A 14380-nucleotide genomic window follows, 5' to 3' on the forward strand; every position below is an offset into this window, starting at 1 on the left:
CCCAAGGCAAAGAGGATGCGGCTTTATTCGATGCCCTCGTCGGGCAACAGCTACAAGGTGCGGCTGCTGCTGGCGCTGCTGGGGCAGGGGGCCGAGGTGGTGGATTGCGAATACGGATCGGCCAACCTGGCACAGGCCAAGTCCGTGCTGCCCTATGGCAAGGTGCCGGCGCTGGTTCTGGACGACGGGCGGACCTTAGGCGAATCCGATGCGATCCTGTGGTATCTGGGCGAGGGGACGGATTTCATTCCCACCGATGCCATTTCCCGCGCGCAGATGCTGGGATGGATGTTCTGGGAACAATACAACCACGAGCCGGTGATCGCCGTCCGCGCCGCCTTGCTGACCTATCCCGACCGTGCGGCGCAGGCGACGCCCGAACGGCTGGCGGACTTGCTGGACCGGGGCCACGGCGTGTTGCAGGTGATCGAGGATCGGTTGTCCGGGCGGAACTGGCTGGCGGGCGATCATGCCACGCTGGCGGATATCTGCCTGTATGGCTATACCCACACGGCGGGCGAACGCGGCGGCTTCGACATGGCGCGATTCCCGGCGATCAATCGCTGGCTGGACCGGTTGGCGGGCCTGCCCGGATATGTGGGGATCGATGACTGAGCTTTTCGCCTGGACCGACGGCGCGTGCAGCGGCAATCCCGGACCCGGCGGCTGGGGCGTGCTGATGCGCGCCATGGAGGGCGAGACGGTCGTCAAGGAACGCGAACTGGCGGGGGGCGAGGCGCTGACCACCAACAACCGGATGGAGCTGATGGCCGCGATTTCGGCGCTGGAAGTTCTGGCCCGGCCAAGCGCCATCACCATCACCACCGACAGCGCCTATGTCAAGAACGGCGTGACCCAGTGGATTCACGGCTGGAAGCGCAACGGCTGGAAGACGGCCGACCGCAAGCCGGTCAAGAACGTCGAACTGTGGCAGCGCCTGGACGAGGCGCAGCGGCGCCACAACGTGACCTGGGCCTGGATCAAGGGCCATGCCGGTCATCCCGAAAACGAACGCGCCGACGAACTGGCGCGGGGCGGCATGGCGCCCTTCAAACCCGCAAGGGCCGCGGGGTGACGCTGGCGGGTCTGGTTCCGTGGCTGGACTATGCCAGCGTGCTGGTCTTTGCCCTGACCGGCGCCCTGGTCGCCAGCCGGGCGCAACTGGATCTGGTCGGTTTCATCTTTTTTGCCACATTGACCGGAATCGGCGGCGGCACGGTGCGCGATCTGGTCCTGGGCCGCGATCCGGTGTTCTGGGTGCAGCGCCCGGAACTGATCCTGCTGACGGCGGGGGCGGCGGTCGTGGTGTTCTTCACCGCGCATCTGTTCGAAAGCCGGTATAACCTGATCGTCTGGCTGGACGCCTTCGCCCTGGCGGTGGCCGTTCCGGCAGGCGTGGGCCTGGCGCTGGAGGCAGGCGTCAGCCCGGCCGTCGTGGTGGCGATGGGCGTCGTCACCGGCACCTTTGGCGGGCTGATCCGCGATGTGGTGGGAAACGAACTGCCCATGGTGCTGAAGCAGAAAGAGCTTTACGTCACCGCGGCCTTTGGCGGCGCGGTGGTCGCGGTCGCGCTGATCGGCGTCGGGATGCCCCGGCCCGTGGCGCTGATCTTTTGCGGGCTGATCGTGATCGCGCTCCGCGCGGGCAGCCTGCTGCTGGGGTGGAGCCTGCCGACCTACAAGGCGCGCCCGCCGCGCCTTTAGCGCAGCATCGGCGGTCCTGCATGGGCGGGGCGGATGTCCCGAACCCCCATGCGCAGGCCCTGGCCGATGCGATGCGCCAGGGCCGACCAGGCGCGGGCCGTGCCTGGGGGCAGGATGCGGCGCAGGGTTTCGTCAAACAGCGCCAGCCAGATCGGAAAGTGATCGGCCCGCACGTCGCCCGCCCGCATGTGGGCGCGCATCGGGCTGCCGTCATAGCTGCGTTCGTACAGGATCGCGTTGCGCCAGAAGGCGGCGATCTTCGCCTCGTGCGCGGGCCAGTCGGCGACGTGACGGGCAAAGACCGGACCCAGGACTTCGTGCCGGCGGATGGCGCCGTAGAAGACGGCGACCACCTGGTCGATCTGGTCGGGCGTCACGTCGAAGCGGGGCGGGATCATGGGGACCATGTGGCGCGGCGGCAGGCCGGATGCAAGACGCGGTTTGACGCATGGGGCAGCGGCTGCTATCCCCCCGCGCCGCAGCACAGGATACCCCATGCCCCATTACACCGACGCGCTGACCCAGCTTGGCGCCGCGACAGACCTGCCCGCCAGCCCCGACCGGGCGGTGCTGGAACGCGTCCCGAACCCCCAGGCGGGCGAGGTGTATGCCATCCGCTTTACCCAGCCCGAATTCACCAGCCTGTGTCCGATGACGGGCCAGCCGGATTTCGCGCATCTGGTGATCGACTATGTTCCCGGCGACTGGCTGGTGGAATCCAAGTCGCTGAAGCTGTTTCTGGGCAGCTTCCGCAACCACGGCGCCTTTCACGAGGATTGCACGGTGGGCATCGGCAAGCGGCTGGCCGAAACCATCTCGCCGCAATGGCTGCGGATCGGCGGATACTGGTATCCGCGCGGGGGAATGCCCATCGACGTGTTCTGGCAGACGGGTGCGGCGCCAGCCGGGCTGTGGCTGCCGGATCAGGGGGTGGCAGGGTATCGCGGCAGAGGCTGATCGGGCAGCTAGCGCAGATTGCGCCACAGCATCAGCAGCGCATCCGACAGGTCGCCCGCGCGGGCCAGCAGGTGTTCGCGCTCGATCTCTCCGGCGGGTTCGGCCCGGTCCAGCCGTGACAGCAGGCGCAGGATGCGGCGGCGGTGGGTGCCCGCCCAGACCTGGACCGGATCGGCGACAAGACCGGCAAAGGTCGTGACCAGCGACCCTGCCACGGCCAGGGCAACCCCGGTCAGGACCACCTGCCAGGGCGAAAGCTGCACGGGAAAGGCCCAGTACCAGGCCCGGCCCAGCGTGTCGCCCAGCAGGAAATCGTTGACTGCCGTGGCATGGGCGCGGATCTCGGCCAGCGGACCGGCCAGCGAGATCACGCCCGGCGTCGCGCGGTTGAACAGCAGCCAGCCGGACAGCAGCACGATCAGCGAGGTCGTGATCTCGGCCACGGCATTGCGCGTTTCGGCCAGGGCGGCGGCCTGGTGGCGGACGGCCTGTGGCGGGGCGTTCGGGCCGATGCCCTGGGCGTCCAGGTCGGCGATCAGGGCCAGCAGGTCGGTCTGGATTATCCGGCCCAGGTCGGACGGCAGGAACACCCGCCGCGCCGACAGCCAACCGCCCGCGCGTCCGGCGCCCAGCCGCGACAACACCCACGCCAGCAGCCGCGTCAGCAGGAACACCGGCGAAAGCACCACGTTGACCGGCGCGCGCAGCAGATCCCACCCCATCGCCGCGCGGTGCAGCCGCCAGGTGCCGCGCGGCCCGTATCGGTCGCGCACGAACCGCGACACCGCCACGCGGCGGCGGATCAGGGCATCGTCGGTCAGGGTTGCGGGCACGCAAGCGCCTTTCTATAGAGGGCGGCATGGAATTTCTGGCGTTCGGACCCCGAATTAGCAACCCGGCGGCGTGAGGTTTCGCGCCGCCGGGTCGCCGTTTGTCTGAACCATGCCCCCGAAGGATGCCCCCATGGCCGCCGATACGCCCGCCGATACCACCGTCACGTCCGACGCCCCCGATTACCGCGACACCGTGTTCCTGCCGCAGACCGAGTTCCCGATGCGCGCGGGCCTGCCGCAGCGCGAACCCGAATGGCTGGCCCGCTGGGACCGCATCGGCGTCTATGACCGGCTGCGCGAACGCAGCAGTGGCCGGGCGCCCTTTGTGCTGCACGACGGCCCCCCCTATGCTAACGGGCACCTGCATATCGGCCACGCGCTGAACAAGACGATCAAGGACATCGTGGTGCGGTCCCATCAGATGATGGGCCGCGATGCGCGATACGTTCCCGGCTGGGACTGCCACGGCCTGCCCATCGAATGGAAGATCGAGGAGAAATACCGCGCCGAGGGCCGCGACAAGGACGCCGTGGACGTGGTCGAGTTCCGCCGGGAATGCCGCCGCTTTGCCGACGAATGGGTCGACATCCAGCGGGACGAGTTCAAGCGCCTGGGCATCACCGGCAAATGGGACGACCCCTACCTGACGATGGATTACCACGCCGAGGCGGTGATCGCGGCCGAGTTCATGAAGCTGGTGATGAACGGCGCGCTGTATCAGGGGTCCAAGCCCGTGATGTGGTCGCCGGTGGAAAAGACCGCCCTGGCCGAGGCCGAGGTGGAGTACAAGGACCACACCAGCCATACGATCTGGGTAAAGTTTCCAGTTCTTTATAAAGCTCCCTCTGAGCCTCGTGATCACGATAATCCCAATGAAGATTACAATGAAAAATACGATTTCGAGGAAACGCTGAAAGGAGCATCGGTCGTTATCTGGACAACGACCCCTTGGACGATTCCGCAGAATCGAGCAGTCGCCTACGGATCAATGCAATATGGGCTGTACCGGGTAGCTGAGGCAGAAGATGGTGCGTTTGCGAAAGTTGGCGAGAAGCTAATTATTGCAGTCGAACTGGCAGACTCGGTCGCTAAAGCTGCGAAGATCAAGTTTGCGCCTAATCCATTCATTTTTAGAAGCCATGAAATGGAGCAGTTTGTTAGTCCTCTCGCCCATCCCCTACGCGGAGTTGAAGGCGGCAATGACGAATGGGACTATGACGTTCCTCTGCTGTTCGGGGATCATGTGACTGGAGATGCGGGCACGGGCTTTGTCCACACCGCCCCCAGCCACGGCGACGACGACTATCAGCTTGGCCTGAAATACAAGCTGCCGATGACCTACAACGTCGAACCCGACGGCTCCTATCGCGCCGATCTGCCGCTGTTCGGGGGGCAGGCGATCATCGACGCCGACGGCAAGGACGGCCAGGCCAATGTCAGCGTCATCAAGCAGCTTGCCTATTCGGGCGCGCTGCTGGCCAAGGGCAAGGTCAAGCACTCCTATCCCCACAGTTGGCGGTCCAAGGCGCCGCTGATCTATCGCAACACGCCGCAATGGTTCGCGGCCATCGACACGCCGCTGGCCGACGGCATGGGCCAGCACGGCGAGACGATCCGCACCCGCGCGCTGACCTCGATCGACAAGCTGGTGAAATGGTGGCCGCAGTCCGGGCGGAACCGGATTCATTCCATGGTCGAAAACCGCCCCGACTGGGTGCTGTCGCGCCAGCGGGCCTGGGGCGTGCCGCTGACCTGCTTCGTGCGTCGCGGCGCCAAGCCCACCGACGACGACTTCCTGCTGCGCGACCAGCGGGTGAACGACCGGATCGTCGCGGCCTTTGAACAGGACGGCGCCGATGTCTGGTATCGCGACGGCTTCAAGGCGCAGGTTCTGGACGGCATCGTGGACCCCGAGGACTATGACCAGATCACCGACGTGCTGGACGTGTGGTTCGACAGCGGATCCACCCATGCCTTCGTGCTGCGCGACCGGGCGGACGGGGCGCCGGACGGGATCGCTGACGTCTATCTGGAAGGCACCGACCAGCATCGCGGCTGGTTCCAGTCGTCCCTGCTGCAAGGCTGCGCGACCAAGGGTCGGGCGCCCTATCGCAACGTGGTCACGCATGGCTTCACCCTGGACGAAAAGGGCATGAAGATGTCCAAGTCGCTGGGCAACACCATCGTGCCCGCCAAGGTGATCGAACAATACGGCGCCGACATCCTGCGCCTGTGGGTGGCGCAGGCGGATTACACCGCCGACCAGCGGATCGGGCCGGAGATTCTGAAGGGCACCGCCGACAGCTATCGCCGGCTGCGCAACACGCTGCGCTTCCTGCTGGGGGCCTTGGACGGGTTCGGCGATGCCGAGAAACTGGATCCGGCACAGATGCCGGAACTGGAACAGTGGATCCTGCACCGGCTGGCGCAACTGGATCACGCGGTCCGCAGGGGTTACGAGCAGTTCGATTTCCAGGGCGTGTTCCAGACGCTGTTCCAGTTCTGCACCGTGGATCTGTCGGCCTTCTATTTCGACATCCGCAAGGATTCGCTCTATTGCGACGCGGTGGACAGCCCGCGCCGCCGGGCCGCGCGGACGGTGCTGGACATCCTGTTCCACCGCCTTGTCACCTGGCTGGCCCCGATCCTGCCCTTCACGACCGAAGATGTGTGGCTGTCGCGGTTCCCGTCAGGTGACGACAGTGTGCATCTGCACGACTTCCCCGACACCCCGGCCGATTGGCTGAACGAGCCGCTGGCGGTCAAGTGGGACCATGTGCGTCGCGCCCGCCGCGTGGTCACGGCGGCGCTGGAGGTTCGGCGCACGGACAAGACCATCGGCGCCAGCCTCGAGGCCGCGCCGGTCGTCCATGTCGAGGATCGCGACATGCTGGCCGCGCTGAAATCGGTGGATTTTGCCGATGTCTGCATCACCTCGGACCTGTCGCTGACCGCCGATCCCGCCCCGTCCGAGGCGTTCCGCATGGCCGAGGCCCCCGGCATCGGCGTGGTCTTCGAACGGGCCGACGGCGCGAAATGCCAGCGGTGCTGGAAGATCCTGCCCGACGTGGGGACGCACCGGCACCCCTCTGTCTGCGCGCGCTGCGACGACGTGCTGGCATGACCCAGGCCGACCTGCGCGGGGCGATCCTGGCGCGGGTCGGACGGCTGCGCCCCGGCGCCACCTGCTGTCCCAGCCAGATCGCGCGCGATCTGGCCGCCGACTGGCGCCCCCTGATGGGGCCGATCCGGACCGAGGCGATGCGGTTGCAGGCCGAAGGCCGCCTGCGCATCACCCAAGGCGGCATTCCCGTGACCGGCCCGGATCTGCGCGGCCCGATCCGATTGGCCGCTGCTGCATCCTTGCCCGGACCGTGCTAGGCTGATCGTAAGCCAGCACAGGGACCGCCATGCCCGTTGTCAGCGTCAGCCTGATGAACCTGCCGGGAACCGAAGCCGCCGTGGGCTGGGCGGGCGGCCATTGCGTCATCGCCGACCGGCCGGACGGCAAGGCCGGGGGCATGGGCCTGGGCTTCAACGGTGCGCAACTGCTTGCCTTGGCCATCGGCGGGTGCCTGTGCAACGACCTGCGCCATGTCGCGCATCGGCGCGGGGTGGTGATCGCCACCCTTTCGGTCAAGGTCCGTCTGACGCTGGAAGGGGATCCGTTGATCGCCAGCGGGGCCGATGTGTCGGTGCAATGCGGCATGGCGGACGGGTCCGACCCGCAGCCCCTGATCGACGAGGCCAAGGCAAGCTCGATGGTCGGCTGTTCCCTGCCACGTGGGATTCCCGTGTCGCTGTCGGCAGGGCAGGGGGCCTAGCCCCACCACCAGCCATTCGCCTTCAGAACCTGCCGGATCCGTTTTTCCCCCGATGGCAGACCGTCCGCGAACAGGGGCCGCACCTTGTCGCGGCCCTTGCCCTGATAGATCAGCTTTCGCGCCGGTTCCCATTCCCGCAGCCGCTTCTTGATGCGGTTCGGCGCGACGGCGGATTCCAGCATGTCCAGCACCCGGCCGGGTTCGCGCGCGTAAAGCAGCGGCAGTTTTCGGTAATGGCAGGTCATGTCCCCATCCAGGCCCGACAGGGCCGGGCCGGGGCGCCCGCCCCCCAGGCTGTGGATCACCAGCGGCAACACGACCTGATCCAGCCAGGGATCGAGGCTTTGGCAGGCCAGTTCGTCGGGCGGATCGTCGCGCACCGACAGCGCCCAGTCCAGGAATCGCTGTCCGAAGACCGCCGGATCGGGACCAAGGAACCAGCCTGCGTTGAAATAAAGATAGCGTTCCCAGTGTTCGTCCGGCTGGGTCAGGTCAAGCGAGGACGCGAAATCCAGCCCGAACCGGTCGTAAAGCGATCTCCAGATCGCCCGATGGCCGGGGCCGTAGGGCGGCGGTTCGGGCCATGTCCCCGTGCGCCGCATGGATGCCGCCGGAGGCACGGTGCCGAAGGGCAGCCGGTCCAGGGGGCCGGTTATCAGCGTGTCGGTATCGAAAAAGATGAACGGCTGGTCCGCCGGCAGGACCGACAGCGCCTCGATCTTGTTGCCATGAGGATAGGCCGCCCCGAAATGGCGGGCCACAAAGGGGACAATCCGGGCGCCCAGACTTTCCAGAAGGCTGCGGGTGTCGGCGGACAGCAGCGTGTCATGGCCCGCCCAGGCGCCATCGGGCTGCGGTTCGGCCACGATCAGGCGGCCGGCAAAACCCGGCGCGGCATGGCGCAGGCTGGCGGCCAGGATGATCGCCTCGAATTCCAGCCGGCCGGCTTGGGCCACGATCAGCATGTTGGGGGGCAGCAAGTTCGAATCGGTCATCGGTGGGTCGGCAGGTCGAAAACGGTTTCCGTGGAGCGGCCCAGGCGCGCACCCTCCGGGCCCAGGACCGGAGGGCGTCCGATCAGGGCCGGATGGCCGCGGATCGTCACCGCTGCCCGCCATCCCGCAAGGCTTGCGGCACAAAGCGCGCGGTCGAGCATTCCGGGCTGAGCCGGATGATAAAACCGGACATGCAGGCCCCCGACGGTCGCCACTTCCTTAGCGCGCAACATCCGGGATGGGAAGCGCGCTGGTGGCCTTGATCTCCTCCATCGACAAAAGGGCGGTGACGTTGTGGATTTTCACCTCGCCGATCAGCGACTGATAGAATCGGTCATAGGCGCGCGCGTTGCGGACCTGCACCTTGAGAATATAGTCGATGTCGCCCGCCAGCCGGTGAGCCTCGATCACCTCGGGGCGTTCGCGCAGGGCTTTCAAAAAGCGCGCGGCCCAGTCCCTGTCATGTTCGCTGGTGCGGATCAGGACGAAAAAGCAGGCTTCCAGCCCCAGGGCCTCGGGGTCCAGAATCGCCACCTGCCGGCGGATCACGCCCGCCTCGCGCAGCTTGCGGATCCGGTTCCAGACCGGGGTCTTGGACGCGCCCACCCGGTCGGCGATCTGGTCCAGAGACAGGCTCGCGTCCTCCTGCAGCAGGGACAGGATTTTGCGATCCACCTCGTCCAACCGGAAATTCGTTTTCGATGCAGGGGAAATCTGTGGAAGCTGTTCCGGCATGTTCCACCTTCATGATTGAATATCCTTATTCTCCAGACCCTATCGCAAAGATCCAGAACAAAATTCTATATTGTGGGGACCAATCCGAAAGGGTCCACATCATGAGCAAAGCCTTCGTCCCGACGGCCGCCAAGCCCGGCGTCATCACCGCGAACGACCTGCGCGAAGGCCATAACGTGTGGATGTGCGAGGACGGCTGGACCCCCGATCTGGCGCAGGCGACCCTGTTCGAGGACGAGGCCATCGCCGATCTGGCGCTGTTGAAGGCCATCGGCCAGTCGAACATCGTCGTCGGCCCCTATCTGGTCGAGGCGCGGCGCGGCCCCAACGGTCCCGAACCCACCCATTTCCGCGAGGCGTTCCGCCAGCGCGGCCCGTCCAATTACTTTCACGGCATCCAGACCCTGAAGCACGCTGAGGCCCGCAATGTTTGACGTCCGCCCTGTCGAAACCGACTATGTGCGCCATCGTGCGGCGCAGTTCCGCGCCCAGGTCGGACGGCGCCTAGACGGAAGCCTGACCGAGGACGAATTCCGGCCCCTGCGGCTGATGAACGGCGTCTATCTGCAACTGCACGCCTATATGTTGCGGATCGCCATTCCGTACGGCACGATCAGCCCCGACCAGATGCGGATGCTGGCCCATCTGGCCGAAACCTATGACAAGGGCTATGGCCACTGGACCACGCGCCAGAACATCCAGTTCAACTGGCCGCGCCTGGTGGATATTCCCGACATGCTGGACCAGCTGGCCTCGGTCGGGATGCACGCGATCCAGACCTCGGGCAACACGATCCGCAACGTGACGACCGACGCCTTTGCGGGCGCGGCCGCCGACGAATGGATGGATCCGCGCCCCTATGCGGAACTGCTGCGCAGCTGGTCCACCGACCATGCCGAATTCCAGTTCCTGCCCCGCAAGTTCAAGATCGCCATCACGGGCGCCGCGCGCGACCGCGCCCTGGTCGCCGCCCATGACATCGGCCTGCGCCTGATCCAGCAGGACGGCCGGACGGGTTTCGAGGTCTGGGTCGGCGGCGGCCTGGGCCGCACGCCCATGCTGGGCAAGGTGATTCGTGATTTCCTGCCCGAGGAAGACCTGTTGGCCTATATCGAGGCGATCATCGCGACCTACAATCTGTCGGGACGCCGCGACAACAAGTACAAGGCCCGCATCAAGATCACGGTCCACGAACGCGGACTGGACGTCTTCAAGGCCGAGGTCGAGGAGGAATTCGCCAACCGCCGCCGCGATTTCCATGGCGCCGACCGCGAGGCCCTGGCGATCTTCAAGGACCGCTTCGCCGCCCCTGCCTTCCGCAACGCGGGGACCGAGGCCTATGAGGCCGAGCGGGCGAAGAACGGCGCCTTCCGCAGCTGGACCGACACCAACCTGCACGCCCACAAGGTCGATGGCTATGCCAGCGTCATCGTGACCTTCAAGACGCATGGCGAGACGCCGGGCGACGCAAGCGCGGACCAGATGCGCCTGCTGGCCGATCTGGCGGAACAATACGGTCATGCCGACCTGCGCATCAGCCACGACCAAAACGTCGTGCTGCCCCATGTCCACAAGTCGGACCTGCCCGCCGTCTATGCCGCGCTGCACAAGGCGGGGCTGGCCACCGCCAATGCCGGCCTGACCAGCGACATCATCGCCTGCCCCGGCATGGACTACTGCACGCTGGCGACCGCCCGGTCGATCCCGGTCGCACAGGAGATCGCCAAGCATTTCAAGGACAACGGCCTGGAAGACGAGATCGGCAAGCTGAACATCCGCATCTCGGGCTGCATCAACGCCTGCGGGCATCACCACCTGGGCCATATCGGCATCCTGGGGCTGGATCGGGCGGGCGTGGAAAACTATCAGATCACGCTGGGCGGCGACGGCTACGACATTCCGGCCATCGGCGAACGCGCGGGCGCAGGCTTCCCGATCGAGGAGGTCGTGCCCGCCATCGACCGGCTGCTGCGCGCCTATCTGGACGTGCGGGCGGATGCGTCCGAACGCTTCATCGACGCCTATCGCCGACTTGGCGCGGCGCCGTTCAAGGCCGCGCTGTATCCCGAGCCGGCCCATGCTTGACGACACCCTGGACGGGCGGGCTGCACGGCTGAACGACCGGTACCGGCACCACGCCGCGACCGACGTTCTGCGCCGCGCCGTCAGCGACCCCGATCTGGGCCGGGTGGCGCTGGTGTCGTCCTTTGGCGCGGAATCGGTGGTGCTGCTGCACATGGTCAGCCGGGCTGCGCCGGGCCTGCCGGTGCTGTTCATCGACACGCGGATGCTGTTTCCCGAAACGCTGGAATACCAGCGGGACGTGTCGGCCAGATTGGGCCTGACTAACTTGCAGGTGATCCGCGCCAGCGATGCCGAAGTCGCGCGCCAGGATCCCGACGCCACGCTGCACCGGTTCGACGCCAATGCCTGCTGCGACCTGCGCAAGACGGTGCCGCTGGAACGGGCGCTGTCGGGCTATGATTCCTGGATCACCGGGCGCAAGCGGTTCCAGAACACCGACCGCGCGGCGCTGGAATTCTTTGAACCAGAACCCCCTGCGCGCCTGCGCATCAATCCGCTGGCCCACTGGCGGGCCGAGGATGTGCAGGACTACATCATCGAAAACAACCTGCCGCGTCATCCGCTGGTGGCGCGCGGCTATCCGTCGATCGGCTGCGCGCCCTGCACCTCGCCGGTGCGCGCTGGCGAGGATCCGCGCGCCGGGCGGTGGCGCGGACAGGACAAGACCGAATGCGGCATCCATTTTATTGGCGGCAAGATGGTCCGCGGAAAGGTTCCGGCATGACCGACCAGCTGAACAGCGAACGCGTGATCGCGCGCGACGACGGCTTTCATCCCCTGGTGCAAGAGGCCGAAGAAACGCTTGCGCCCGATACGCCGCTGGCCGATCTGGCCCGGCATCTGCACCGCGACCTGATCGCCATCGACTTTCCGTCCTTCGGCGACGGGCGGGGATTTTCGCTGGCCCGGCGTCTGCGGGAACTGGGTTTCGCGGGCAGGCTGCGCGCGTCGGGCCGCCTGATCGCCGACCAATATGCCATGGCCCGCCGCGTGGGCTTCGACGAGGTGGAGGTCGCCCCCGACATCGCCGCCCGCCAGCCGCAGGACCAATGGATCGCGCGGGCCGACTGGAAAGCCCATGACCACCGCGCCCATCTGGCGGGCTAGGGGTTTCGCCCCGCCGCCCCATCGACTAAACCCGCAGGAGCCTTCATGACCCTGGATCTGACCGTGGCCGACGCCGCCCCAAAGACCCTCCAAAAGACCCTTCCCGACGCCCAGGCCGTCACGGCGGTGCGGCACTGGACCGATAGCCTGTTTTCGTTCCGCGTGACGCGGCCCGCCAGCCTGCGGTTCCGGTCGGGCGAATTCGTGATGATCGGCCTGCTGGGCGACAACGGCAAGCCCCTGCTGCGCGCCTATTCCATCGCCAGCCCCAACTGGGACGAGGAACTGGAATTCTATTCCATCAAGGTGCCGGACGGCCCGCTGACCTCGAAGTTGCAGCATATCCGGCCGGGGGATCAGATCATCCTGCGCCCCAAGCCGGTGGGAACGCTTGTGCTGGACGCGCTGCTGCCGGGCAAGCGGCTGTGGTTCCTGGCGACCGGCACCGGCATCGCGCCCTTTGCGTCGCTGATGCGCGACCCCGAAACCTATGACCGCTATGAACAGGTGGTGATGATGCACACCTGCCGCACGGCGGACGAGCTGGACTATGGCCGGGAACTGGTGGAAAACCTGCGCCACGACCCGCTGCTGAGCGAACTTTACGGCGATGATTTCGCCAACCGCCTTCTGTATTACCCCACGACCACGCGCGAGGATTCGCCGCTGATGGGGCGGATCACCGACAACCTGACGTCGGGCAAGGTCTTTGCCGATCTTGGCCTGCCGCCGATCGGCCCCGGCACGGATCGTGCCATGGTCTGCGGCAGCCTTGCCTTCAACGTCGATGTGAAGGCGGTTCTGGAAGGCTTTGGCCTGCACGAGGGCGCCAATTCCGAACCCCGCGAATTCGTTGTCGAAAAAGCCTTCGTTGGCGACGGGGTTTGATCCGTTTCGATCCGATGGCATGGCAAGGGCGCGGCATCGGCCGCGCCCTTTTGCCTTCGGGGCGTTCTGCCGATCACGGCGCAGTCACGCGCATGTTTGGAACTTGTTGTTTTTCTTTCGGTTAAATCCCCAATGCATTACCCGCCCAAGGGAGAGGAGTCCCCATGCGCCGGATCATTCATAACACGACCGCCATCGCCGCCTGTCTGTCGCTGCTGGTGCCCCAGCTTGCGCAGGCGCGCGCCTTGGTCATCGACGACAGCCTGACCCCGCAAGAAGGCGGACAGGACGCCCCGGTGGTTCTGGCCCAGGCCGAAACGCAGGTTCCGCCGCCCCCGGCGCAACAGCCTGGCGATGCCGCCGAACCCGCGCCCGAACCCGACCCCGCGCCTGCGTCCACGGCGGAAGCCCCGGAACCGGAAGCCGCTGCCCCCGAACCCGTGCCCGCCGACGCGGCCCCCGCCGCAGAAGAACCGGCGCAGGCCGAGTCCGTGGCGCAAGCGCCTGCTGCGGATGGTTCCTCCATGACCGAGGAATCCACGGCCGAGAAACCCATGGCCGAGGAGCCTGCCGCCGAGGAGCCTGCTGCGGAAACGGCCCCTGACGACCCGGCGCCGGCGCCTCTGCCCGAACCGGCCGCCGGGGCTGAACCTGCACCGGTCCCCGACGCCGAATCTGCGCCGGAAGCCGAGGCGTCGGCCGACGAAATGCCGGACACCGAAGCGTCGGCCGCCGAAGCGACTGCGCCCGAAGCGCCTGAAACTGAAACCCCAGTCGAGGCGGAGCGCGCGACCGAACGCCAGCCTGAACCGGAACAGACCGTCGAATCGGGACCAGCCGAGCGTCCAGTCGAAGCCGCCCGCGAGCAAGAGGCTGATCGGCCGGTCGAGGCCGCCCGAGAGCAAGAGGCCGAACGTCCCGCAGCCGCCGCACGGCAGCGAGAGGCCGAACGCCCCACGCCGCGCGCGGGCGAGGAGGCGGCAGATGATGCGCCAGAACAGGCGGATCCTTTGCGCGAGGCCCTCGAGGGCGAACAGGCCGCCGATGATCCGGGCCAGCCGCAGGCCGGGGCCGAGGCGGCGTCCGACCGCGCGGCGAACGACGAAGACGCCTTGCGCGACGCCCTGGCCGCCGAACAGCCGTCCGAGGACGAGGCCGCCGCAGACCCCCAGGAAGCGACAGCCGATCCCGCCGCCTCGGACGCCCGCCCCAGCGAATCCGCCCGTCGGTCTGCGCGTGAAACCCGTGCCGC

At 66.8% G+C, this 14380-nt stretch carries 16 protein-coding genes and 1 pseudogene; 13 read left to right on the forward strand and 4 right to left on the reverse strand.

Features of this window, described 5'->3' with window-relative positions; genetic code table 11:
• Nucleotides 1-15 precede the first annotated feature (15 nt).
• Genes CHB77_RS12290 through CHB77_RS12300 form a run of 3 tightly spaced genes read left to right on the forward strand, consistent with a single transcriptional unit; the run spans nt 16 to nt 1704 of the window.
• Nucleotides 16-615 (forward strand): glutathione S-transferase family protein, encoded by a 600-nt coding sequence (locus CHB77_RS12290; protein WP_089388517.1) that lies wholly within the window; start codon nt 16-18, stop codon nt 613-615.
• Nucleotides 608-1075: a ribonuclease HI gene (gene rnhA / locus CHB77_RS12295; protein ID WP_089388518.1), complete on the forward strand. Its 468-nt coding sequence runs from the start codon at nt 608-610 to the stop codon at nt 1073-1075. Before CHB77_RS12290 ends, rnhA begins: the two co-directional genes overlap by 8 nt.
• 2 nt (nt 1076-1077) lie before the next feature.
• On the forward strand, nt 1078-1704 hold the full coding sequence (locus CHB77_RS12300; RefSeq protein WP_089388540.1) for a trimeric intracellular cation channel family protein: 627 nt from the start codon (nt 1078-1080) through the stop codon (nt 1702-1704).
• On the opposite strand, the gene CHB77_RS12305 is transcribed toward CHB77_RS12300, so the two are convergent.
• Entirely contained in the window at nt 1701-2102 is a 402-nt protein-coding gene (locus CHB77_RS12305; protein ID WP_089388519.1) for a group III truncated hemoglobin, read from the reverse strand. The two genes, CHB77_RS12300 and CHB77_RS12305, sit on opposite strands and share 4 nt — an antisense overlap.
• Nucleotides 2103-2199: 97 nt before the next feature.
• Here CHB77_RS12305 and queF point away from each other — a divergent pair, with 97 nt between their 5' ends.
• Nucleotides 2200-2661: a preQ(1) synthase gene (gene queF / locus CHB77_RS12310; RefSeq protein ID WP_089388520.1), complete on the forward strand. Its 462-nt coding sequence runs from the start codon at nt 2200-2202 to the stop codon at nt 2659-2661.
• Between the two features lie 8 nt (nt 2662-2669).
• Here queF and CHB77_RS12315 read toward each other — a convergent pair whose 3' ends face one another.
• Nucleotides 2670-3494, reverse strand: coding sequence for a DUF6635 family protein (locus tag CHB77_RS12315; protein WP_242626641.1), 825 nt, complete (start codon nt 3492-3494; stop codon nt 2670-2672).
• Nucleotides 3495-3624: 130 nt separating this feature from the next.
• Here CHB77_RS12315 and ileS point away from each other — a divergent pair, with 130 nt between their 5' ends.
• Genes ileS through CHB77_RS12330 form a run of 3 tightly spaced genes read left to right on the forward strand, consistent with a single transcriptional unit; the run spans nt 3625 to nt 7318 of the window.
• Nucleotides 3625-6618: an isoleucine--tRNA ligase gene (ileS, locus tag CHB77_RS12320; protein ID WP_089388521.1), complete on the forward strand. Its 2994-nt coding sequence runs from the start codon at nt 3625-3627 to the stop codon at nt 6616-6618.
• Nucleotides 6615-6875: a DUF3253 domain-containing protein gene (locus tag CHB77_RS12325; protein WP_089388522.1), complete on the forward strand. Its 261-nt coding sequence runs from the start codon at nt 6615-6617 to the stop codon at nt 6873-6875. Before ileS ends, CHB77_RS12325 begins: the two co-directional genes overlap by 4 nt.
• A 29-nt stretch (nt 6876-6904) precedes the next feature.
• Nucleotides 6905-7318: an OsmC family protein gene (locus tag CHB77_RS12330; protein WP_089388523.1), complete on the forward strand. Its 414-nt coding sequence runs from the start codon at nt 6905-6907 to the stop codon at nt 7316-7318.
• Here the strand turns inward: CHB77_RS12330 and CHB77_RS12335 are convergent.
• Nucleotides 7315-8313, reverse strand: coding sequence for a hypothetical protein (locus CHB77_RS12335; RefSeq protein ID WP_089388524.1), 999 nt, complete (start codon nt 8311-8313; stop codon nt 7315-7317). The two genes, CHB77_RS12330 and CHB77_RS12335, sit on opposite strands and share 4 nt — an antisense overlap.
• Nucleotides 8314-8532: 219 nt before the next feature.
• Nucleotides 8533-9048: an Lrp/AsnC family transcriptional regulator gene (locus tag CHB77_RS12345; RefSeq protein WP_089388526.1), complete on the reverse strand. Its 516-nt coding sequence runs from the start codon at nt 9046-9048 to the stop codon at nt 8533-8535.
• Between the two features lie 101 nt (nt 9049-9149).
• Between CHB77_RS12345 and CHB77_RS12350 the strand changes: the two genes are divergently transcribed.
• From CHB77_RS12350 to CHB77_RS12375, 6 genes and pseudogenes are all read left to right on the forward strand, one after another.
• On the forward strand, nt 9150-9482 hold the full coding sequence (locus CHB77_RS12350; RefSeq protein ID WP_089388527.1) for a DUF2849 domain-containing protein: 333 nt from the start codon (nt 9150-9152) through the stop codon (nt 9480-9482).
• Nucleotides 9475-11133: a nitrite/sulfite reductase gene (locus CHB77_RS12355; protein WP_089388528.1), complete on the forward strand. Its 1659-nt coding sequence runs from the start codon at nt 9475-9477 to the stop codon at nt 11131-11133. The genes CHB77_RS12350 and CHB77_RS12355 overlap by 8 nt, the downstream gene beginning before the upstream one ends.
• Nucleotides 11126-11857 (forward strand): phosphoadenylyl-sulfate reductase, encoded by a 732-nt coding sequence (locus tag CHB77_RS12360; RefSeq protein WP_089388529.1) that lies wholly within the window; start codon nt 11126-11128, stop codon nt 11855-11857. Before CHB77_RS12355 ends, CHB77_RS12360 begins: the two co-directional genes overlap by 8 nt.
• Entirely contained in the window at nt 11854-12240 is a 387-nt protein-coding gene (locus CHB77_RS12365) for a DUF934 domain-containing protein (protein ID WP_089388530.1), read from the forward strand. Before CHB77_RS12360 ends, CHB77_RS12365 begins: the two co-directional genes overlap by 4 nt.
• Nucleotides 12241-12285: 45 nt before the next feature.
• Entirely contained in the window at nt 12286-13128 is an 843-nt protein-coding gene (locus CHB77_RS12370; RefSeq protein ID WP_089388531.1) for a ferredoxin--NADP reductase, read from the forward strand.
• A gap of 164 nt (nt 13129-13292) precedes the next feature.
• A pseudogene (locus tag CHB77_RS12375) lies at nt 13293-14380 on the forward strand (hypothetical protein); the annotation flags it as partial.

Origin of the sequence: Paracoccus sediminis, from assembly GCF_900188295.1 — a bacterium.
In the GTDB taxonomy this organism is placed as follows: Bacteria; Pseudomonadota; Alphaproteobacteria; order Rhodobacterales; family Rhodobacteraceae; genus Paracoccus; species Paracoccus sediminis.

Bases quoted from the DNA above. Each gene is read 5' to 3' on its own strand.
- CHB77_RS12305 (WP_089388519.1), bottom strand. From the start codon at position 2,102: ATGATCCCGCCCCGCTTCGACGTGACGCCCGACCAGATCGACCAGGTG.
- CHB77_RS12360 (WP_089388529.1), top strand. From the start codon at position 11,126: ATGCTTGACGACACCCTGGACGGGCGGGCTGCACGGCTGAACGACCGG.
- CHB77_RS12335 (WP_089388524.1), bottom strand. From the start codon at position 8,313: ATGACCGATTCGAACTTGCTGCCCCCCAACATGCTGATCGTGGCCCAA.
- rnhA (WP_089388518.1), top strand. From the start codon at position 608: ATGACTGAGCTTTTCGCCTGGACCGACGGCGCGTGCAGCGGCAATCCC.
- CHB77_RS12355 (WP_089388528.1), top strand. From the start codon at position 9,475: ATGTTTGACGTCCGCCCTGTCGAAACCGACTATGTGCGCCATCGTGCG.
- queF (WP_089388520.1), top strand. From the start codon at position 2,200: ATGCCCCATTACACCGACGCGCTGACCCAGCTTGGCGCCGCGACAGAC.
- CHB77_RS12290 (WP_089388517.1), top strand. From the start codon at position 16: ATGCGGCTTTATTCGATGCCCTCGTCGGGCAACAGCTACAAGGTGCGG.
- CHB77_RS12330 (WP_089388523.1), top strand. From the start codon at position 6,905: ATGCCCGTTGTCAGCGTCAGCCTGATGAACCTGCCGGGAACCGAAGCC.
- CHB77_RS12370 (WP_089388531.1), top strand. From the start codon at position 12,286: ATGACCCTGGATCTGACCGTGGCCGACGCCGCCCCAAAGACCCTCCAA.
- ileS (WP_089388521.1), top strand. From the start codon at position 3,625: ATGGCCGCCGATACGCCCGCCGATACCACCGTCACGTCCGACGCCCCC.
- CHB77_RS12325 (WP_089388522.1), top strand. From the start codon at position 6,615: ATGACCCAGGCCGACCTGCGCGGGGCGATCCTGGCGCGGGTCGGACGG.
- CHB77_RS12365 (WP_089388530.1), top strand. From the start codon at position 11,854: ATGACCGACCAGCTGAACAGCGAACGCGTGATCGCGCGCGACGACGGC.
- CHB77_RS12345 (WP_089388526.1), bottom strand. From the start codon at position 9,048: ATGCCGGAACAGCTTCCACAGATTTCCCCTGCATCGAAAACGAATTTC.
- CHB77_RS12350 (WP_089388527.1), top strand. From the start codon at position 9,150: ATGAGCAAAGCCTTCGTCCCGACGGCCGCCAAGCCCGGCGTCATCACC.